This is a genomic window from Alteromonas algae, assembly GCF_049117195.1.
GTDB lineage: Bacteria > Pseudomonadota > Gammaproteobacteria > Enterobacterales > Alteromonadaceae > Alteromonas.
The window spans coordinates 2142656-2163505 of sequence record NZ_CP185260.1 but is presented as its reverse complement, the minus strand read 5'-3'; the positions used below and the strand labels follow the sequence as shown (position 1 = coordinate 2163505).

The 20850-nt window shown below is 44.7% G+C and carries 17 protein-coding genes and 1 pseudogene; 16 read left to right on the top strand and 2 right to left on the bottom strand.

Annotation, left to right across the window (positions count from 1 at the left end):
* The first annotated feature begins 319 nt into the window (after positions 1–319).
* The 11 genes from putP (at position 320) to ACOJRU_RS09690 (ending at position 10602) form a co-directional block, all read left to right on the top strand.
* On the top strand, positions 320–1819 hold the full coding sequence (gene putP / locus ACOJRU_RS09740) for a sodium/proline symporter PutP (RefSeq protein WP_421131557.1): 1500 nt from the start codon (positions 320–322) through the stop codon (positions 1817–1819).
* 14 nt (positions 1820–1833) lie between these two features.
* Positions 1834–2943 (top strand): glutamate 5-kinase, encoded by a 1110-nt coding sequence (gene proB, locus ACOJRU_RS09735; protein WP_421131556.1) that lies wholly within the window; start codon positions 1834–1836, stop codon positions 2941–2943.
* Complete coding sequence (locus ACOJRU_RS09730) at positions 2940–4187, top strand: glutamate-5-semialdehyde dehydrogenase (RefSeq protein WP_421131555.1); 1248 nt, start codon at positions 2940–2942, stop codon at positions 4185–4187. The genes proB and ACOJRU_RS09730 overlap by 4 nt, the downstream gene beginning before the upstream one ends.
* Before the next feature lie 146 nt (positions 4188–4333).
* On the top strand, positions 4334–5224 hold the full coding sequence (locus ACOJRU_RS09725; RefSeq protein WP_421131554.1) for a mechanosensitive ion channel family protein: 891 nt from the start codon (positions 4334–4336) through the stop codon (positions 5222–5224).
* A 105-nt stretch (positions 5225–5329) separates the two neighbouring features.
* Complete coding sequence (pnp, locus tag ACOJRU_RS09720) at positions 5330–7441, top strand: polyribonucleotide nucleotidyltransferase (protein WP_421131553.1); 2112 nt, start codon at positions 5330–5332, stop codon at positions 7439–7441.
* A 100-nt stretch (positions 7442–7541) separates the two neighbouring features.
* A complete protein-coding gene (locus ACOJRU_RS09715) occupies positions 7542–7835 on the top strand; it encodes a DUF1244 domain-containing protein (protein ID WP_421131552.1) in 294 nt (97 codons plus the stop codon).
* Between the two features lie 77 nt (positions 7836–7912).
* Positions 7913–8143 carry a hypothetical protein gene (locus tag ACOJRU_RS09710; protein WP_421131551.1) on the top strand — a complete coding sequence of 77 codons (231 nt, stop codon included), beginning with the start codon at positions 7913–7915 and terminating at the stop codon, positions 8141–8143.
* A 117-nt stretch (positions 8144–8260) separates the two neighbouring features.
* The gene (locus ACOJRU_RS09705; RefSeq protein WP_421131550.1) at positions 8261–8620 is read left to right on the top strand and encodes a DUF4870 domain-containing protein; all 360 of its coding nucleotides are present in this window, start codon (positions 8261–8263) and stop codon (positions 8618–8620) included.
* Positions 8621–8766: 146 nt separating this feature from the next.
* On the top strand, positions 8767–9420 hold the full coding sequence (locus ACOJRU_RS09700) for an energy transducer TonB (RefSeq protein WP_421131549.1): 654 nt from the start codon (positions 8767–8769) through the stop codon (positions 9418–9420).
* 10 nt (positions 9421–9430) lie between these two features.
* Positions 9431–10009: an RNA polymerase sigma factor gene (locus tag ACOJRU_RS09695; RefSeq protein WP_421131548.1), complete on the top strand. Its 579-nt coding sequence runs from the start codon at positions 9431–9433 to the stop codon at positions 10007–10009.
* Positions 10009–10602, top strand: a complete 594-nt coding sequence (locus tag ACOJRU_RS09690; RefSeq protein WP_421131547.1) for a hypothetical protein — start codon at positions 10009–10011, stop codon at positions 10600–10602. Before ACOJRU_RS09695 ends, ACOJRU_RS09690 begins: the two co-directional genes overlap by 1 nt.
* A gap of 67 nt (positions 10603–10669) precedes the next feature.
* On the opposite strand, the gene cdd is transcribed toward ACOJRU_RS09690, so the two are convergent.
* Positions 10670–11077: a cytidine deaminase gene (gene cdd / locus ACOJRU_RS09685; protein ID WP_421131546.1), complete on the bottom strand. Its 408-nt coding sequence runs from the start codon at positions 11075–11077 to the stop codon at positions 10670–10672.
* 124 nt (positions 11078–11201) lie between these two features.
* On the opposite strand from cdd, the gene nlpI reads away from it, so the two are divergent.
* Together nlpI and ACOJRU_RS09675 are read left to right on the top strand one after the other, a co-directional pair.
* Positions 11202–12098 carry a lipoprotein NlpI gene (gene nlpI / locus ACOJRU_RS09680; protein WP_421131545.1) on the top strand — a complete coding sequence of 299 codons (897 nt, stop codon included), beginning with the start codon at positions 11202–11204 and terminating at the stop codon, positions 12096–12098.
* Positions 12099–12109: 11 nt separating this feature from the next.
* Positions 12110–13681: a tetratricopeptide repeat protein gene (locus tag ACOJRU_RS09675; protein ID WP_421131544.1), complete on the top strand. Its 1572-nt coding sequence runs from the start codon at positions 12110–12112 to the stop codon at positions 13679–13681.
* A 43-nt stretch (positions 13682–13724) separates the two neighbouring features.
* Here the strand turns inward: ACOJRU_RS09675 and cysZ are convergent, their stop codons facing one another.
* The gene (cysZ, locus tag ACOJRU_RS09670; RefSeq protein WP_421131543.1) at positions 13725–14480 is read right to left on the bottom strand and encodes a sulfate transporter CysZ; all 756 of its coding nucleotides are present in this window, start codon (positions 14478–14480) and stop codon (positions 13725–13727) included.
* Between the two features lie 225 nt (positions 14481–14705).
* Between cysZ and smc the strand changes: the two genes are divergently transcribed.
* The 3 genes and pseudogenes from smc to ligA form a co-directional block, all read left to right on the top strand.
* Positions 14706–18167 (top strand): chromosome segregation protein SMC, encoded by a 3462-nt coding sequence (gene smc / locus ACOJRU_RS09665; RefSeq protein WP_421131542.1) that lies wholly within the window; start codon positions 14706–14708, stop codon positions 18165–18167.
* A 19-nt stretch (positions 18168–18186) separates the two neighbouring features.
* Positions 18187–19656 carry a cell division protein ZipA gene (gene zipA / locus ACOJRU_RS09660; protein WP_421131541.1) on the top strand — a complete coding sequence of 490 codons (1470 nt, stop codon included), beginning with the start codon at positions 18187–18189 and terminating at the stop codon, positions 19654–19656.
* Positions 19657–19784: 128 nt separating this feature from the next.
* Positions 19785–20813: pseudogene (gene ligA, locus ACOJRU_RS09655) on the top strand (NAD-dependent DNA ligase LigA); the annotation flags it as partial.
* Positions 20814–20850: the final 37 nt, after the last annotated feature.

Here is a 20850-nt window from a genome sequence, read left to right as displayed (position 1 = left end):
TGATATTTTTTTCTCTTATCACATTGTTTTAAATGTTTTTTTTGTTCGTTTTAGTATGTAAGTGTGGTGAGGTGGGTAGTTGGGTCGATTTTCGTGTTTACCTGCTGATTTCATTGGGTAGCTTAAAATTTGAACTTGAAAAAATATGAAAAACCTTTATATTATTTGAACTCTAATCATTTTAGTTCGATGTATTAAGCGTCCTCAGCGCATTCGTTATCAATGAATGACGCAAAAGGTTTAGCGTAAATGTTCATCGCAAGGGCAGTAGCACGGATGGTTAGTTTTTTTTTAGCAGTAGAGGATTACAACCCACGTTATGCCAATCGAAAGCTACATTTCGTTGAGTATCTATTTTCTAGCGATGCTCGGCATTGGCTTGTTTTCATATAAACAATCCACAAGCGATATATCGGGTTATATCTTAGGTGGCAGAAAAGTCAGTCCTCAAGTCACCGCATTGTCAGCGGGCGCTTCTGATATGTCTGGTTGGATGTTGATGGGGTTACCTGGAGCCATGTATCTTACTGGCTTTGATGCCATGTATATTGCCATCGGGCTAGTTGCTGGCGCGTTGGCTAATTATCTTCTTGTCGCACCAAAGCTTCGTTTGTACACAGAGTATGCAGACGATGCACTGACAGTTCCCGAGTTCTTCGCTAAACGTTTCAATACGCCAAATGCGTCAGTCAGAATTGTATCTGCGGTGATCGTTGTGATGTTTTTCACCTTATATACATCTGCAGGGCTTGTTGCCGGCGGTAAACTTTTTGAGAGTGCCTTCTCGGTAGACTATCAACTAGGCTTATTTATAACGCTTGGCGTAGTTGTATCGTACACATTGCTTGGCGGTTTTTTAGCGGTAAGTCTTACTGATTTCGTTCAGGGCTGCATCATGTTTGTTGCGCTTATTTTGGTTCCCGTTGTCGCGTTCATACAATTCGACAGCGTTTCCCATATGACAGCGTCGGCGTACTTGTCAATTCCAGACTTTTCGGAATCAGTTGCGTCACTCACTGCAATAGGTTTGCTTTCGAGTCTTGGGTGGGGGCTTGGGTATTTCGGTCAGCCTCACATTATCGTTCGTTTTATGGCGATAAGGTCTGTGAAGTCGGTTAGTGTTGCACGAAATATCGGTATGTCTTGGATGTTAGTCACGATATTAGGCGCATTAGCTACCGGATTTGTTGGCATTGCGTATGCGAATGCGTTTGGTTTACCAATAGACGATGCTGAAACAATTTTTATCGTGTTTTCACAGCTACTGTTTCACCCGTTAATAAGCGGCTTTCTAATGGCAGCAATATTAGCTGCGATCATGAGCACTATTTCTTCTCAACTATTAGTATCGGCGAGTTCGCTTACTGAAGATATTTTGCGTGTCGTGAATAAGAAAGAAATGGCAGAACAAACGACTGTTACGCTGGGTCGTGTGGGTGTTGCTGGTGTAGCGGCTGTTGCGTTGCTACTTGCGATGGATTCATCAAACAGTATTTTATCGTTAGTGAGCAATGCGTGGGCAGGTTTTGGTGCGGCATTCGGCCCGCTTGTGCTTTTCTCGTTGTATAAGCGAGACCTCAGCCATAAAGCCGCATTAGCAGGCATTATATCTGGTGCAGTGACCGTTCTGTTTTGGATTTATGCGCCTGTGTTAAGTAATGGTGAAACACTAAGCAGTGTTATGTACGAAATTATTCCAGGGTTTGCAGTAAGCGCTGTGAGCCTGTGGGTTGGTTCTTCTCTTTCTGCTTCGCCAAGTAAGGCGGTTGCAGCGACATTTGATGAAGTCAGCCTAGAATTAGCGAATCAACAATCTTAAGGTAAGTAATTATTATGAGTCATCCTAGTTGGAATCGTGTGGTTATCAAAGTGGGTAGCGCACTTATATCACCTAACAAGAAGGGGTGTAGTAGCCACTATCTTTTGAGTATCGCGCAGTTCATCGTGAGATGTAGAGCAAATGGAACGCAGGTTGTCCTCGTTTCTTCGGGTTCAGTAGCAGCCGGCTCACATCTATTCCCAGAAACTGAAAATGTTCATATTGCGATCAAAAAAGCGATGGCTGCGGCAGGGCAAACTGAAATGATGGCGACGTGGGATCGATTATTTGATTTCCCATCAGCGCAGATTTTATTAACTCACGCAGATTTACGCGACAGAGAGCGCTATGTAAGTATCCGCGAGACTATTTTCAGTTTACTAGAACATGGCGTGTTGCCTATCGTTAATGAAAACGACACGGTAACAACAGACAAATTGAAAGTTGGCGACAATGACAACTTGTCTGCAATGGTCGCAGCAGCGGCTGATGCAGATGCACTAATCATATGCTCGGACATTGATGGGTTATACACTAAAAACCCGCATGAGCACGATGATGCGCAGCTATTACGCGACGTTGACACTATCGATGAAAGCATTTATGCCATGGCGGGCGGTGCGGTAAAAGGTGGTGTTGGAACAGGCGGAATGCGCACTAAAATTGAAGCGGCGGAAAAAGCCGTTTCGCATGGTATCGATACGTATATTATTAATGGGTTCACTGAAATTTCATTTAATATGCTGTTGTCTGGCAACAACCCAGGCACGCACTTTAGCGCACATGCTAAACCCATGCAGGAGAACGTACATTGGATGAGACATACATCTAATGCACAAGGCGAAGTTATTGTAGAAAGCGATTTTGATGAATCATTAGACAGTGACAGTGAGCAACTAACGAGTAGTGAAATTATCGGCGTGAATGGTGAATTCTCAGTTGGGGATACCATCTTAGTGAGAAAAGCCGACGGCACAAAACTCGTTAAGGCAAAATCGAATTACAGTAGTTGCTTACTTAATTTTATTGCTAATCAGGACAGCGACGAGTTCGCCAGTGAATTCGAAGAGAAAACTGGCCCTATCATTTCTGATCAGCACGTAGCAAATTTGGAGGAAGAATGAGTATTATTACGGAATTAGCCCAACAGGCGAAAGAAGCAGCACAAGTACTATCTATATTAGATGAAGCGAAAAAAAATGCGGTGCTTAGTGATATGGCCGCCGCAATTAGAGCGAATAAAAGCGTCATTGTTGATGTGAATGAAAAAGAAGTTGCTCGTGCGAAAGAAAATAATTTAGATGCAGCAATGATAGACCGCCTCATATTGAATGATGAGCGCATCGAAGCGATGGCTGAAGGCATTGAGGTTATCATTGGTTTAGATGATCCGGTAGGTCAAGAACGCGTTATCGGTACACGTCCTAACGGTATCGAAATTAAAAAGATGCGAATTCCATTGGGTGTGGTGTGCATGATTTATGAAGCACGCCCGAACGTAACTGCTGATGCTGGTGCACTATGTTTTAAATCAGGTAATGCAGTAATTTTACGTGGTGGTAAAGAAGCGCTAGATACTAGCTTGGCAATATCTGGGTTAATGCAAGACGTGTTAGAGAAACATGGTTTACCAAGAGCGTTAGTGACCGTTATACCAAACGCCGACAGAGCGTTGATGCAAGAACTGATGGAGCAGCGAGACTATATTGATGTGATTATTCCTCGCGGTGGCGAAGGGCTTATTAACTATGTTACTGACAATGCAAAAGTGCCAGTTATCCAGCATTTCAAAGGCGTTTGTCATTTGTATGTTGATAAGGATGCGGACCTAGATAAAGCCTTGGCGATATTGCTTAACGGTAAAACGCAGCGTACTGGTGTATGTAATGCGCTTGAAGCGTTAGTTGTTCACAGTGCGGTTGCTGATGAGTTTTTACCTCGTGTGGCTGCGGCATTTAAGGAACATGGCGTAACTGTGCATGTAAACCAAGCGGGCAGTGCGTTTTTCGACGATGCGGATGTTATCGGTGAAGATGCATACGGTGAAGAGTACTTAGGGCTAGAAATTGCCATACGTGTTGTTGACGATTTCAATGCGGCTATTGCGCACATCGCTAAGTTTGGAAGCAACCATACCGAAGTCATCTGTACCAAAGATGAAGCCGCAGCTAAGTTGTTTCAACGTGCCGTTGACGCTAGTGTAGTAATGGTTAACGCATCATCGCGTTTTTCTGACGGCAGTCAACTAGGGTTGGGTGCTGAGATTGGTATCGCGACCACTAAACTACATGCTTATGGTCCTATGGGGCTTGAGTCGCTGACGTCTGAAAAGTACCTCGTGAACGGCGAAGGTCAGATTCGCGCGTAGGCTGAATTTAGTCTAACAGACGCTTTCTTACGAAAGTGATACTGGTCTGCATTGTGTCAGGCGAATAGATACTTCATAATTGAAGCGCTGGTTAACAACCAGCGCTTTTTTTATTTTTTTATCATAGGTTTATTAGGAGTACAGGCATGGAAATAGCGATTGACCCAGACTTAATTTGGCGTCAACTACTGTCGTTCACCTCCGAATATAAACTCGCCACCTCCTTATTACTGCTTATTGTTCTTTACTACACAAAGAAAGGCATCTTAAAGCTCATTAAGTTAAGCAGTAGCAGAAGCGGCGAAGATCGCAGAAATCAAATTAATATTCTTGAGCAACTCGGTAACGCACTCATTATTGTTGTATTAATGATGGTGTGGTCTTCAGAAATACAAAACCTTGCCATATCTATTGCTGCGTTCATGGTTGCTATCGTGCTTGCGACGCGAGAGTTTATCCAATGTTTTATGGGGTTCATTTACTACTTAGGCGCTAGACCATTTCGAGTAGGAGATTGGATCCAAATGAATAACGTAGTGGGTGAAGTGGTTGAAATGGACTGGGCAAAAACCGCTTTGCTTGAAGTTGACAGCGAGTCGTTCAACTATACGGGTAAGCACGTTTATGTACCGAACAGCCAGCTTGTTACGCAAACCGTGCGTAATTTAAACTTTTTGCGTCGGTACAAACTGCATTCATTTGAAATCGTCAACGAGCCTATTGTTAACGCCTACAGCCTGTTACCGGCCTTCCAGGCGCGAGCACAAGCCCATTGCGAATATTTTAGAGATGTAGCAGAACGTTATAAGGGCCTGATTGAGCGCCATCTAGAGCAAGAGTTCATTCAGATTGACCCCGAGATTGAAATAAAAACAAACGAATTGGCGAAAGTCGTTATTAGGGTAAGCTTATTTTGCCCTACCGACGAGGCGCTAGCACTTGAACATAAAATGTGCTCAGATTGGCTTAGCTTGTGGTTCAAGGCAATGAAAGAGGATGAATACGCGCAAAGTGTATTGTCAAATAGCGTTTCATAACGCCGCGCAGTAAATCAATTTGGTAATGGCAATAGTGTGCGTTCATGGCTATACTATGCGCCGCGATTATAAGCGATAAATAAGATTGAAATTAAAGGACAAATAGTGACTCCTATTACTAAATCATTTCAGTATGGTCAGCATACTGTAACACTTGAGACGGGCGTAATCGCTCGTCAGGCAACAGCAGCTGTCATGGCAAGCATGGATGATACTGCTGTACTAGTAACGGTTGTTGGTAAGAAAGAAGCGAAAGCTGATCAAGATTTCTTCCCACTAACAGTTAACTACCAAGAAAAAACGTACGCTGCGGGTAAAATCCCTGGTGGTTTTTTCAAGCGTGAAGGACGTCCTTCAGAAGGCGAAACCTTAACAGCACGTTTAATCGACCGTCCAATTCGTCCATTATTCCCTGAAGGGTTTAAGAACGAAGTACAGGTTGTTATCACAGTAATGTCTGCTAACCCAGAGATTCCTACTGATATCATCTCGATGATTGGTACTTCTGCTGCACTTGCTATCTCTGGTATACCATTCAATGGTCCTATTGGTGCAGCGCGCGTTGGTTACACAAACGGCGAATATATTCTAAATACACGCGTTGAAGAGCAAGAAGCAAGTGAACTTGACCTTGTTGTTGCGGGTACTGAAGGCGCGGTATTAATGGTTGAATCAGAAGCCGACGTGCTTTCTGAAGATGTGATGCTAGGCGCAGTTATGTTCGGTCACGAGCAACTACAAACGGTTGTTACCGCGGTAAACGAATTTGCTGCTGGCGTTAACATCGACAAGTGGGATTGGAAACCAGAAGCAGAAAATACAACCCTTAAAGAAAAAGTGAAAGCATTAGCTGAAGCTGAAATGGTTGCTGCTTACCAAATCTCTGACAAACTTGCGCGTAAAGATGCAGTAACGGCTGCAACTGAAAAAGCGCTTGATGCCATTCTTGCTGAAGATGAAACACAAGATAAGAAAGAAGTGTCAAACCTTCTTCACGACCTTGAGTCTGACGTAGTACGTTCACGCATTCTTGCTGGCGAACCTCGTATTGACGGTCGTGATCCTAAGATGATTCGTGCACTAGACGTTGCGACAGGTATTTTACCACGTACACACGGTTCTGCTGTTTTCACTCGTGGTGAAACGCAAGCAATCGTCGCTGCTACATTAGGTACTGAACGTGACGCGCAGATGATTGACGAGCTTCAAGGCCGTCGTGACAGCCGCTTCATGCTTCATTATAACTTCCCTCCATACTGTGTTGGTGAAACGGGTATGATTGGTTCTCCTAAGCGTCGTGAAATTGGTCACGGTCGTTTGGCGAAGCGTGGTATTCAAGCCGTAATGCCGAGCGAAGAAGAATTCCCGTACGTAGTACGTATCGTTTCTGAAATTACAGAATCAAACGGTTCATCTTCAATGGCGTCTGTTTGCGGTACTTCACTTGCACTTATGGATGCTGGTGTTCCTATCAAGGCATCGGTTGCGGGTATCGCGATGGGTCTTGTGAAGAGTGACGAAAACTTTGTTGTACTTTCAGATATCCTTGGTGACGAAGATCACCTAGGTGATATGGACTTTAAAGTAGCCGGTACCACAGGTGGTATTACTGCACTTCAAATGGACATCAAGATTGAAGGTATCACGAAAGAGATCATGCAAATTGCCCTTAAACAGGCAAAAGAAGCACGTTTGCACATCCTTAACGTAATGGATGAAGCAATCGGTGGTCACCGTGAAGAGCTTAGTGAATTTGCTCCACGCATCTACACAATGAAGATTGATCAAGACAAGATCCGTGACGTAATCGGTAAAGGCGGCGCAATGATCCGTCAGATTACTGAAGAGTCAGATACGAATATCGAAATTGAAGATGACGGTACTATCAAAATCTTTGCTACTGAGCGTGCGAAAGCAGATATCGCTATCGGTAGAATTGAACAAGTAACGGCAGAAATCGAAGTCGGTAAAACTTACCATGGTAAGGTTACTCGTATCGTTGATTTCGGTGCGTTCGTTGAAGTGCTTCCAGGCAAAGAAGGTCTTGTCCACATTTCACAAATTGCGCATGAGCGTGTGAACAAAGTGGCAGACTACCTAGAAGAAGGCCAAATGATTGACGTTAAGGTTATGGAAATTGATCGCCAAAACCGTGTACGTCTAAGCATTAAAGAGCTTCTAGAGCGTCCGGCACCTAAGTCTGACGACGCTGAGTAATGCTGGCGTAACAAAGGTTTTATTACTTTTGTAGAAATAGTTGAGTAAAAAAGGGAGCATAGCTCCCTTTTTTTATTTTTAAATACATTGAGGAATAGGGATGGATAAGCAAACCCAAACCGATGTTGAAGCCGCGGTATTTCGCCGATTGGTTGAACATTTAGATGCTAATAAAGACGTTCAGAATATTGATTTAATGATTTTGGCTGATTTCTGCCGTAACTGCTTGGCTAAGTGGTATTCATCCGCGGCAAGCGAAAGGGGTGTTGAAATAGACTATGATGCGGCGCGCGAAGTGGTCTACAAAATGCCGTATTCACAGTGGAAAGAAAACCATCAGCTTCCGGCTAGTGACGAACAACTTGAAAAGCTAGCGGCACGACAAAATAAATAATATAAGCCAGCGTGAGCTGGTTTTTTTATACAAAAGTGAGTGGAAGTCACACTCATCAATAACACTAGGGAAAGAGAATGCCAAAATGGATTGTAATCAGAACGTGGGCAATGTTGATCATTGCTTTTGCGGTGTTACTCGCAGCGTTAGCCGTATTAGGCTCGACGTTGGGAGAGGCGCACGCCACGGGGGCGTTCTCGTTATCTATACCCCAAGTTGGAAGCATTTGTGCTGGGGTCTGTGCACTCTCTATCTTCTTACATTGTATTAAACGTTTAACACGTATTAATGGTGCAGACGCTTCTTAGCTTACGTGAGGCACATTGCCGTCATGACTAAAATCATTAACCGTTTTTTGTTTTAGTGGTATCGTAAGCGGTGAAGTTTACTAATTAGCCAAACGATAATGAACAGGAGACGTGTTGATGGAACAAGAAGAGTACTGGGGCATGCAGGTCAATGCGTATTGCATGCTTATCCATTTAAGTCAGTTGGCAAGCATCGTTATGCCTGGCTTAGGGTTTGTGCTTCCGGTAATCATGTGGGTTGCGAATAAAGACAAAAACGTAGACATAGATAAGCATGGGCGGGTTACGATTAATTGGCTTATTAGCTTCATCATTTACAGTTTCGTTTGCGGAATATTGATGATTGTATTAATCGGCTATCTGGGCCTGTTACTTTTATTGTTGCTAAATGTCGTGTTCGCTATTGTCGCCGCCGTTAAAGCTAACAACGGTGAGTTTTGGGTATATCCACTAAGTATTAAATTTCTTAAATACTAAGCCCCTACAGCGAGGTAGGTTTGCTAAGCTAGTACCTCTACCTCGTCGTCTTCTCGTTTACTTTCCCGTTTTCTCGCTGTTTTATTTAAAATATTCACCCCTTTTAACGTCGTCATTCGTTTAGTTAGAAAAAGAGGGGAAATACTATGCATACACTACACACTTTTTCGTTAGACGATAATGCGGATCGCAACAAATCACTGAGGCTGGCTGGCACTGTCGTAATCGGCAGTGTTATTACGTTTTCCTTATTTGCGATGATGGCAAAGCTTATCGAACAAGATGGTCGGCCACCGGAGCCCGAGGCGTACGTTACACTCGGCCCATTAGTACTTGCGCTAGATGAACCGGACATTATAGAGCGTCAGAAAATTAAGCCGATGGAAAAGCCCGTTGAAATGCCAAAAGTTCATCCTGAAAAGCCTGAGCCGGTGCCTAATGATAATCAAAATGTATTTGGTACGTTAACGCAAGTACCCAAAAACGACATCAATGTATCTATAAATTTATCCGGTGGGCAAAGTGATATGCAGGCATCGCCTCAATTTCGACGCGACCCAACATATCCCGCGCAAGCGGCGCGCGAGGGAATTGAAGGATGGGTAAAGCTCGCGTTTAATGTCTCTGCCAGTGGTAGCGTGGAAGATATTGTGGTGGTTGACGCAACGCCCAAAAATATCTTTAATCGCGCCGCGCGCCGAGCGCTATCAAAATGGAAGTATAAACCGAAAATGGAAGGCGGGAAGCCTGTTCAACAAACCGGAATGGTAGTAGTGTTGGAGTTCGCGCTCGCTGAGTAAGGATAAGCTTATGAGTTACGCTGCTGGGATACTGTTATCGTTGAAGGAACGGCTTTCACAAGGTGAGCGTGAAGCCCCAACTGCCGAAAGTTTAATGAGAAGCTTCGTTAAAACGGGTGATGATACTGCGCTGTCAATGTTGTTCGATATGTATTCAAGCAAACTTTTTTATTTCCTTGTTGTATTGTCTGACGTCGATATGGCAGCAGATATTTCTCAAAAGACCTGGGTAAAAGTCATTGAAAAAAAGCATCTTTATAAGATGGGGACAAGCGTGGAGGCGTGGCTTTTTACCATAGGTAGGCATGCGCTCATTGACGAGTTGCGCCGCACAAAACGGATAATTTATGACAGTGAGGTTGTTGAACAACGCGCAAGTGATAACACAACAGGCAGCGATATTGATGAAGCAGATTTTAACGGCATGCTGAAGCGCTTACCGTTTGCACAAAAAGAGGCGCTCTCTCTTCAATTAGAGGGTTTTAGCATTAAGCAAATAAGTGATATTTGCCATACCCCTTCAGAAACGGTGAAAACACGAATTCGGTATGCGAAAGACAATCTCAAATCTTTATTGGGGACGAAATAATGGCGATGTCAGACGACGAACTTAAATCTGCTTATCAACAAGAACGACGCAAGCATCATGCACCTAACCACATAAAGCATTCAATAATGGCGCATAACCGTCGCGCTAATCAATATGAAGCGTCAAAAGGGGTGCGCAATCTGTTCTCTAAGCAGTGGGTAAGTTTTTCTGCCGCCGCGTTTTCACTTGTGGTGTTATATGGCGTTTATCAATTAAGTGAGGAACATGCCCAACGTGTTACGACCGCACCTATCAATGTCGCGGTTGAATATCATACCCTTGAGCACGAGGCTACACAGCAACATTCATATGCCAAACGGTTTAGCACATATACAACAGAATACGAACGTATCAATCAGCTCTCTGAACGTGTGCTTACAAAACCCGTTACACTGATCGCTAATGAAGGTGATTGGCAATTCATTGATTGCAAACAGCATACTATTATTCTTTCCGCTGCGCTTGTGAACGCACTGAGCGTGCAAGAAAGTATTCGAGGTGATATTGCCCTTGGTGCGCAAGTTGCGATGTCGATGAGTGAAAACGGAAAAATTCTACTTATCGAACCTTCAACCCAGCCGTTAATGTGCTAATGGGTTATTTACAGTCTTTGTGATATTTGCGTGGGGAGGGGAGCGCCGTCGCGGCCCTCCCTTGCTATTATTTATCTAAATCATTTGCTCTAAAGGCATTAGGCAGCAGTTCTCCAATAGTAGTGTCGTGCGTATTGCCAGACTTCGTCACCATTGTGACACGCGTCTCGTCAGGGGCAAACTCTGCAATTTTTTGACGGCATCCACCACATGGAAAACAAAAGTCTTCGTTTGGGCTAGCAATGACGATGTGGGCAATGCGCGAGAACCCATTGGTAACCATGTTACCTATCGCTGTCGCTTCAGCGCATTGCCCGAGAGGAAATGCGGCACTCTCTACATTACACCCTGCAAAGCTCTCTCCGCTTGGTGTCACTAGTGCGGCACCTACTTTAAATGATGAATATGGAGAGTGAGAGTGGCGTTGTGCTTCAAATGCAAGTGTTGTTAATTGTTCTACTTTATTTTTACTCATGGGGACCTTTAATCACCGCCTGTTATCCTTTACTTTTTGTACCAAATGCGAGAAGGTTGGCGGCATTCAGCTGCGATATATGTTAACGCGGATTTTTTTCCTACAATATAGAATGCTTTTTACCATGTGCAGAAACGTTAGTCTCACCTTTTTTTCTATTTTTGTTTTGTTTTTAAGCGGTTGCGCTAAAACACCCGTTGTAGTGGAAAAGCCACAAATGGGTAATCTATTACTTGCGGAACCAGCTCCTATCAACCCACGTTCTGAAATGGCCATCGCGCGCTACAATCAAATTTTATCGAGTGCAGAGCTAAGTAACAACGATAAAGCGGAATTGTATTTTCAACGGGGTATGCTTTACGACAGCGTAGGTTTGGCAGGTCTAGCGCAGTTCGACTATAACCAGGCAATAAATATAAAGCCCGATATGGCACAAGCATACAATTCGCTTGGCATACATTACATTCAGCAGAGCGATTTCTTACAGGCATATGAGGCTTTCGACTCGACGTTAGAAATTGATCCAGATTACACCTTTGCTTTTCTCAATAGAGGTATTGCGTTGTATTATGGCGGGCGTGCCGAACTTGCTATTAACGATCTGACATACTTCTCGGACTTAGACAGTACTGATCCGTTTAGGGTGTTATGGACCTATTTTGCTCATAACACAGTATCAAAAGAGCAGGGGCAGCAATATTTAATGAGCGTACGGCCCGCGTTAGATGGTGAGCACTGGGCAACATCATTAATTGATTTGTTTTTAGGTGTCGTTGATGAAAACCAAGTACTTAACCAACTCTTAAGCGGTGTTCGTAGTCAAAAGGCACTAACCGATCGACTCTGTGAAGCGTATTTTTACTTGGGCAAGTATCACCTGCAAGACGGTAACGACGGTATCGCGTCTAATTATTTCAAGCTTGCCCTAAGTACTAACGTGTTTGATTATGTTGAGCACCGCTACGCCAGGATGGAGTTACACCGTCTTAGACAGTCGTCGAATAATGATTCAAGCGACTAACGCTTCATAGCATGCGAGGCTTAATCTTAGCGCTGGTTGCGCTATTTCTAATAGCTGGAGACAGTGGTCATCTACTTGATCAATTGTTGCGTAATGCGAAACAAGCAAGCGCAATACGTTCAAACGCCGTTGTTTCTATAGATGCAAATGACACTGAGTCTGAGGGGGCACGCTCGCACATCATTGCACCGTTTACGCCCACATCAAAGCAGATTAGTACCGTCCACCGTGTCGCACCGCTTCTGTGGTCGGCGGCCAAGCAAGGCAGTGTCGATGCGCAAACGGCCTTAGTTGCATTAGCGTCTTCGGCCTCGTCTGAGTATTGGTTACGTAAAGTGGTATCATTAGACAGTGCAGAAGCCGCTTGGGCACTATACCAATTGCTTAGCGCAGAGGGTAAGGGAGAACGCTTTGTCGCTCTCGCTGCCCAAGGCGGCGTTGCTGAAGCCCAGTTGTCCTATGCGATGTCTACCGATAACCCTGATGAGCGTGAAAAATGGTTAGTAGAAGCTGCGACTAATGGCTATTCACCCGCGCAAGCCGCACTCGCTGACTGGTATTTGCTTAAGGGGGAGTCGCACAAAGCGAAACCGTGGCTTGAAATGACAGCCAATCTTGACCGCCAAAGTGCCTTTAAGTTTGCGCGCTTATTGTGGGATGAAGGTGACAGCGAACGCGCCATACATTATTTTAAAAAGTCTGCCAGTGACGGAAATGAGCAGGCTAAACGTGCACTCCATATTACGCGTACCTACACTGCCACGCGCCCTGAAAACGTGTCGCAAATAGTGTGGCCATCGACCAAGATGTGTAAACAGCGCATTCAGTTGTTTGGTACCTCGTTAGTGACTATGACACGTGCTGATTCGCTCTATTCACAATATCAAAAAGACAACAGACTTAAAGGGCTCTCGCTGTGTGTGAACAAGCCTATCTGGTTAGAAAAAGAAACACTCACGTGCAGTGCAAACTTTCAAAAAAGTGGTTTACTAGGCTGTAATATTACTCCGCTCGCTGAAGTCGCAAAGCGCTTTGATATTACGCATGCTGTCATTATCTCGGCGCAAGGAAAAGCCAATGTGAGAAATGGCGTAATGTTTTTAGACATCACTGATGCTTACTCTGTTTTCGTGCATGAATTGGCGCATTTTGCAGGCTTTGTTGATGAATATCCGCTATCTCGCGGCGCAGCCAGAAGAATATGCCGTGCCGACAATATTGATAACTTCACGCCTCCCAACCTTGTTATTCATGGGGAGATAACCTACAAGCCGCTAAAAACGGTTAATCAATGGCTTGCGAAAAACAATGACGCATTGATTATCTCGCCATCGAAAACATGTGATGCTATCGGTGTAAAAAGCTATAAGCCCAGTAACGATATCACCTTTATGGAGCATCACGATACCGGCCGTATTCCTGCTATTTACCGAGCACTTTGGGAGCAACAACTTCAAAACGAAAGCGCACATCGACCTATCTCAATGAATCTTTTCCAAGCGTTTCATAAAGAAGGGAATACAAAAAAAGCCGGCGTATGGCTACATGTGTATGAAGAAAGGGATAGTGCGTCAGAAGAATAGAGAGTGGGGCGACAACGTCCATACACTCTCCATTTTTTCGCTGTTATGCTGACTGTATTTCGTGTTTAAGTGTGCTAACCCACATTGACGTAGCACCACAAATTGCTACAGGCATAACAATAAAGTTCACCACGGGTATTAGTGAAAAAATATTGACCATAATGCCGAAGCTCATTGCCTTTCCTTTGTGTTCACCGAGATGCGAACGCATGCGAGAAAATGTGACTTTGTGGTTATCATAAGGATAGTCGCAATATTGAATTGCCATCATCCACGCAGAAAACAAAAACCATAAAATCTGGCCAAAAATAGGCAGAAAGAAAAACAGCAGTAAAAACCCCGCCGCGCGCGGTAGGTACCACAAAAGCTTTGCAAGCTCACGACCTAGCGTCCGTGGGATATCCTTTACAAGCGCCAATACTCCGTCATCACCGAGATCTTGCCCGGTTAGATGGCGTTCTACTTTTTCTGATAGTACGCCATTAAAAGGTGCCGCAATCCAGTTTGCCAAGGTACCGAATATCAATGCAAATATGAGCAATACGCTTATTACTGCCAGTGGCCATAGGAAAAAGCTCGCGACGGTTTTAATCCAACCCAGCCACTCTGGAATTAAATTAATGACATAGCTAATGCCCGTTTCTATTTGCCCGTAAAGAAAATAAAATGCCACAGAAAAAAGCACTACGTTTATCGCGAGAGGAACAAAAACGAAGCGCTTAAGCCCTTTGGTTTTTATCAGTGAGAACCCTTGGAAAAAATAGTGCACGCCACTGTGCGACCGACCACTTGAATTCATTATTACTCCTTGAAGGCATTTGAACGTGTTCATAGTAACGGGTTTATTATATAAGTCACCGTTAATCACGTTAAATGGCAATTGTTACAAGCTGTTAGATTTGATAAAGTCATGCAATAAAAATAATAATGACGAACGTTTTAATGCGCTTTATGCACCGCGTAAGCCTCAGAAAGTTATATATATTTCCCAGCAAATGGCTTTCATTTTTTATGGAGCATTAGCGTGAGACTCAAAAAGATAAAGCTTGCTGGCTTTAAATCCTTCGTTGAACCCACTTCTATTCCGTTTCCAGGTGATATGACTGCTGTTGTGGGCCCTAACGGCTGCGGCAAATCAAACGTTATCGATGCCGTTCGTTGGGTGCTGGGCGAGAGTTCTGCTAAGAACCTACGTGGCGATGCCATGACCGACGTTATTTTTAACGGCTCATCATCGCGTAAGCCGGTTGGCCAATGTAGCGTAGAGCTCATTTTTGATAACAGCGCGGGTCGTATCGGTGGTGAGTACGCCAAGTACAATGAACTGGCCGTTAAACGCTTGGTTACCAGAGATGCCCAATCAACCTACTTCTTGAATGGCACAAAGTGTCGACGACGGGATGTCACTGATTTGTTTCTTGGTACCGGTTTGGGGCCACGCTCTTATGCCATCATCGAGCAAGGAATGATTTCTCGTTTAATCGAGTCTAAGCCTCACGAGCTGCGCGTTTTCATTGAGGAAGCTGCAGGGATATCTAAATACAAGGAACGTCGGCGCGAAACCGAAAACCGTATTAAGCATACGCAAGACAATTTGTCACGCCTAGACGATGTGCGAGACGAGCTTGCAAGTCAGCTTGCCAAGCTTGAACGTCAAGCTGAAGCGGCAACACGCTATAAAGCGCTCCGAGCGAAAGTAAGATTACTTAAAGGCGAATTGCTCGCACTGCGCTTACTGAAAAACAACGAACAGTCAGATGCACTAAAAAATCAGATTGATACATTACAAAAGACGTATGACGACTATCAGGTAAGGCTTGGAGGCGAAGCGGCAGACACCGCTGCACAGCGTGCTCAGGTCGACGCCCTGCATGCCGATATTGAAGACTATCAGCAGCAACTATTCACTTGCAGTACTGCTATTACGCGACTTGAACAAAGTACATTGCATGCACGGCAGCGAAAAGTGCAAATAGAAGAAGAAATGGAAGCGCTTGGTCATAAACGCACATTGCTTATCTCGTCACTTGATGATGCCAATCAGGCTAAACAAACATCTAACGCTCAACTTGGCGATATTGAGCCCGTAATGGCGTTGAAAGAAGCCGAATTAGAAAGCGCAAAGATAAGCTTAGAGGATGCAGAACAAGCCCTGCGCGAATTTAACCACGAAAGTCGTGACCATGAGCAGCAATATCATTCGCTTAAACGCAATGTACAAGAGTGTCATAGCCAAATTCAGTCCACGATGAGCATGCAACTTCGAACGTCGCAGCGCATCAGCGAACTAAACGATGAGCTCGCGCAGATTCAGCAAAACGACGGCGCCGTTCAAGTTTTAGCGTTGCAACAGCAATTGAGTGAAGCGCGAGAACACTTTGTCGAGCTCGAGGGCTTTCGAGAAGATACCTCTGAGGCTTTTTCCATCGCAGAACAATCTGTGAATACGCATGCAAACCAATGTGTCGTATTAACCGGGGAATGCCAAAAGCTGACATCTACCATTGGCGCGTTAGAGGCACTTCAAGACGATGCTGAAAACCATATTCCGTTGAATGACAACGAACATTTGTCGCCTTTATGGCAAGGGTTGTCGGTTCCTAAACACTATGAAGTTGCGGTAGAAAGTATCCTCAGCTATTTAAATCAGCCACTAATAGACAACGGTGAACTCGCGCTATCACGTCGCGACGCGTTACCCGTTTCTGCGCTTATTTTGTCACAGCAGGCATTAACCACAACGAAAACAGAAGGGACGTTAGCGTCAATTATTCGCAATGAGCGTGTACCACGTTTTTTCAACGCGATTTTCGTTGTTAGTACAAAAGAGGAGGCACTGGCATTGGCACCGTCGTTGTCTCTTCATCAAAGTGTTGTGAGTCTCGACGGTTTTTGGTGTGGACTTGATTGGGTCATTCAACATGGTGATGTTGATGACGGTGTTGTACAACGTAGTAACAAGTTAATCGCTTTACGTACGTCGTTGAAGCAGTACGAGGCGGCACTTGAAGAGGCACAAGTTGAACACGACCATGCACAACAATGCCTTCACGACGCGAAAACCCAAAAAGAACATTATGAAGCAGCATGTCGAGATCAAGATAATGTCTGCACCCAGCTTGCGAATAAATTGGCGTTTATCGAAATGCAGATTGAGCAGTTTGCCTCGCGTGCAGAAACGGTTAAGGAAAATTTAGAACAGCAGACAGCAATGCTGCAAACCGAAGAGCAACAGCTTGCGCTACTATCTGAAAAATTAGAAGAGGGCGAGGCGCAAATGTTAGCGCACGAAGTGGATATTGCTCAAATGGAAGAAAAACGCGAAAGTCATGAGCAACACATCGTGTCTATACGACGACAGATAGATTTGATCACGCAAGAAAACCATGAGCTTGTGTTGAAGAAAAACAACCTTGTTAATCAGCGTACACTTTATGAAGAACAGGTAACGCGTAACCAGCATCAGCTGAAAGATTACGACAGTCAATGTAAAAAGTTACGTGAAGAGCTTGATACGTTAGTCATGCCTGAAGGGCAGCAAAAAGAAGAACTTCAACAATTACTGAAGCAAAAGACGTTGGTTGAAAGCAAAAAGCTTAATAGTGAGCAGGCACGCAGTCAGCTTGACGCAACAATAAAGGAAGCAGAGAAAACGCAAGGAGCATTGCAAAACGACATGCAGCGTATTCATGCCGATATTGAAAAGTTAAACATAGACGTTGAAGGCTACAACGTTCGCGCTAAAACGATAATGGAGCAGCTAGCAGAAGGAGATTACGCGCTTGATAACATATTATTGAGTTTGCCTAGCGATGCTGAGGAGGTACGTTGGGAGTCAGAGCTTAGTAGTGTGCAGGCAAACCTTAATCGACTTGGAGCGGTAAACCTAGCGGCCGTTGAAGAATTTGAGGAGCAGTCGGCACGAAAAGCGCATCTTGATATTCAGTTTGGCGATCTAGTAGATGCGCTAGAAACGCTGCAATCAGCTATTCGCAAGATTGATAAAGAAACAAGAACGCGCTTTTCACAGACCTTCGAACAAGTGAACGAAGATTTAAAGCAATTGTTCCCTAAAGTGTTTGGAGGGGGCTCTGCATACCTGGCGCTTACCGATGATGATCTTCTTGAAACCGGTGTAACCATCATGGCACGACCGCCAGGTAAGAAAAATAGTACAATTCATCTGTTAAGCGGTGGAGAAAAAGCGCTAACCGCTTTATCATTGGTATTCGCTATTTTCAGATTAAACCCTGCGCCGTTTTGTTTACTTGATGAAGTAGACGCGCCATTAGATGACGCTAACGTAGGTCGTTTTTGTAATTTGGTGTCTGAGATGTCACAAACGGTGCAGTTTATATATATCACCCATAATAAAATTGCGATGGAAATGGCAAGTCATCTGACTGGTGTAACCATGGCTGAACCAGGCGTATCGAGAATGGTTGCAGTAGATGTTGATGAAGCTATTGCATTCGCAGAAGCATAACAAAGGGCGACGAAGTTAAATGGAAGATGAATTACGTCTATTTTTGCTCCTAATAGGAACAGTATTTATCCTTGCGGTGTTAGCACACGGCATTTGGAAAATTCGAAAAACAAGTCAAGACACGAAAAAAACGCGTGTAGCGCCTCGTGTTGTTGAAGAAGACGATGACGACGAACAGTATAGCAGTCAAGAGGGGTTTGATGACCTCGGCGTAGGCGAAGTGCGCGTCGTTTCATCGAGCGCGACGGGATCGGACGATACACGTCAGGTCGATACTCAGTCTGACACTTTGGTTAGCAACGCACGTAGCACTGTTTTAGATGATAGCAGTGAGAGTTACGTGGACACGGCTGACCAAGATGAGCAAAGCAGCCAACGTTCTGTTGAACGACCGGTTAACCTGGCTAGCGACACGGGTGTCGTTACTGAAAAGCAAGATGCAGACGCTGATGAGCGTACTTCTGCGCCTGCAAAAGAGAAACTCTATGGGTCTGTCGTTACCAATCCAAAGCCACATATGGCAAGCGGCATGAGTGGTATGCGAGCAGAGCATGAGAGCACGAATGATGCAGTGGTTCCGTTTCCAGAGCCTCCTGGCTTTTTGTTAAAAGAGGGCGAAACCTCAGACGATACTGCTCATACCGACCATAACGATTCGTTAAGCGAACATAATATCGTGCAGACAGCCGATTCTGTACCTATGCGCACCGAGCCGTTCTATCACGCTGATACCCAAGACGACGAACCCCCTACAGCATCGAACGCCGTAGAGCCAGACGTCGATGACTTTAGCCTTGACGCGCCTGAACCGCTTGTAAGCGATACGCCGGAAAAAATTGAAAGTGCATCTGCGGCGGGTTTTCAAGAGCAAGGTAAGCGATTAGCCAAATCTAAGCGAAGTAAAACCATTAGCCGGAAAGCACGCCAAGAGCCTAACTTTGGTGATGATCAAATGCGTATTGATTTTGAAGAGAGCCACAGTGCGTCTGCTTCTGAACAGACGCAGCAGCAATCAACTTCTACGCCGCCGAAAGACGATGGGGCTGGTGCCGCACAAGAACAAGAAGTCCTTGTATTGAATGTACGTGCTAAGGATGATGCACCTATCGCAGGTGCAGCCTTATTACCTATGTTACTTACCCTTGGGTTTAAGTTTGGCGACCAAGATATTTTTCATCGGCATGTAAATGCTAATGGTAAGGGCCCAGTGTTATTCAGCCTAGCGAATATGTTTAAGCCTGGTGTGTTTGACATAGACAGTTTAGAAAACTTCACCACGCAAGGTGTTTCACTGTTTATGATCCTGCCTATTGAAGGAGACCCCCACCAAGTATTTAATATGATGCATAATGCGGCACGCAAGCTTGCCGATGAGTTTGATGCGCAAGTACTGGATGGACGACGTAGTGTTTTAACCAAGCAAGGTCTTCAACAATATGTTGAGAAAATTAGAGAATTTGAACGAAAAAGAATGATTGCGCGTAGCTAGTTTCCGCCGTTTCTTTTTGTGATAGGGCGTGGAAATGACACGCCCTTTTTTGTAGTTAGCACACGAGCAGGGCCGAATGGTTCATGGCGTGTATCGGTTAGCCCTTACATTGTAGTAAAACTAAAATTATGTCTGAAAGTCTTCTTGAAGCAGAAAAACGGGTAGCAGCGCTTCGTGAACTGCTTAGTGAGTATAACTATCAATATTATGTGTTAGACGCACCATCGGTGCCCGATGCGCAGTATGACCGTGATATGCAAGCGCTCATAGCGCTAGAGAAAGCACATCCATCGTTACAAAGCCCCAACTCGCCAAGCCAAAAGGTTGGCGGGCAGGCACTTGCTGCTTTTGAGCAGGTTACCCATGAAGTACCAATGCTCTCATTAGACAACGCGTTTGACGACGCCTCTTTGTTAGCTTTTGAAAAGCGCATCAACGACAGAATTAACAACACCGATACGTTAACGTTTAGTTGCGAACCAAAACTTGATGGTTTGGCTGTCAGTATTTTATATGAAAACGGTGAATTAGTTCGGGCGGCAACGCGAGGTGACGGGCAAGTGGGCGAAAATATTACCGCGAACGTTCGTACCATCGCCAATATACCACTTACCCTTCGAGGGACTGAATGGCCTGAACGTGTAGAAGTGCGCGGAGAAGTGTTTATGCCCAAAGATGGGTTTGAAGCGCTTAACAACAGGCAACGTGAAAAAGGTGAAAAGGTATTTGCTAACCCCAGAAATGCTGCGGCCGGTAGCTTGAGACAACTAGACTCAAAAATTACTGCAAAGCGCCCACTTATGTTTTATTCATACTCGTTAGGTGTGGTTGCGCCAGATGACTTTACGTTGCCCAGTTCTCACAGCGCACGATTGGCACAATTAGCACAATGGGGGTTGCCACTTTGCCCCGATATAAATACTGCTCAAGGCGGCGATGGTTGCCTAGCATATTACCACCATATTCTTGAAAAGCGTGATGCGTTGCCGTACGACATTGATGGCGTCGTGTTTAAAGTAGATGACGTTGCGTTACAAGGTCGATTAGGCTTTGTCGCACGAGCACCTCGCTGGGCGATTGCACAGAAGTTTCCTGCGCAAGAAGAAGTCACCACCCTTATTGATGTTGAATACCAGGTCGGAAGAACGGGGGCTATGGGTGTCACCATGGACAAAATTGTTTCAAATAGATTTG

Excerpts from the sequence above, each read along its gene's own strand:
- putP (WP_421131557.1), top strand. The coding sequence starts at position 320 with ATGCCAATCGAAAGCTACATTTCGTTGAGTATCTATTTTCTAGCGATG.
- proB (WP_421131556.1), top strand. The coding sequence starts at position 1,834 with ATGAGTCATCCTAGTTGGAATCGTGTGGTTATCAAAGTGGGTAGCGCA.
- ACOJRU_RS09730 (WP_421131555.1), top strand. The coding sequence starts at position 2,940 with ATGAGTATTATTACGGAATTAGCCCAACAGGCGAAAGAAGCAGCACAA.
- ACOJRU_RS09725 (WP_421131554.1), top strand. The coding sequence starts at position 4,334 with ATGGAAATAGCGATTGACCCAGACTTAATTTGGCGTCAACTACTGTCG.
- ACOJRU_RS09715 (WP_421131552.1), top strand. The coding sequence starts at position 7,542 with ATGGATAAGCAAACCCAAACCGATGTTGAAGCCGCGGTATTTCGCCGA.
- ACOJRU_RS09710 (WP_421131551.1), top strand. The coding sequence starts at position 7,913 with ATGCCAAAATGGATTGTAATCAGAACGTGGGCAATGTTGATCATTGCT.
- ACOJRU_RS09705 (WP_421131550.1), top strand. The coding sequence starts at position 8,261 with ATGGAACAAGAAGAGTACTGGGGCATGCAGGTCAATGCGTATTGCATG.
- ACOJRU_RS09700 (WP_421131549.1), top strand. The coding sequence starts at position 8,767 with ATGCATACACTACACACTTTTTCGTTAGACGATAATGCGGATCGCAAC.
- ACOJRU_RS09695 (WP_421131548.1), top strand. The coding sequence starts at position 9,431 with ATGAGTTACGCTGCTGGGATACTGTTATCGTTGAAGGAACGGCTTTCA.
- ACOJRU_RS09690 (WP_421131547.1), top strand. The coding sequence starts at position 10,009 with ATGGCGATGTCAGACGACGAACTTAAATCTGCTTATCAACAAGAACGA.
- cdd (WP_421131546.1), bottom strand. The coding sequence starts at position 11,077 with ATGAGTAAAAATAAAGTAGAACAATTAACAACACTTGCATTTGAAGCA.
- nlpI (WP_421131545.1), top strand. The coding sequence starts at position 11,202 with ATGTGCAGAAACGTTAGTCTCACCTTTTTTTCTATTTTTGTTTTGTTT.
- ACOJRU_RS09675 (WP_421131544.1), top strand. The coding sequence starts at position 12,110 with ATGCGAGGCTTAATCTTAGCGCTGGTTGCGCTATTTCTAATAGCTGGA.
- cysZ (WP_421131543.1), bottom strand. The coding sequence starts at position 14,480 with ATGAATTCAAGTGGTCGGTCGCACAGTGGCGTGCACTATTTTTTCCAA.
- zipA (WP_421131541.1), top strand. The coding sequence starts at position 18,187 with ATGGAAGATGAATTACGTCTATTTTTGCTCCTAATAGGAACAGTATTT.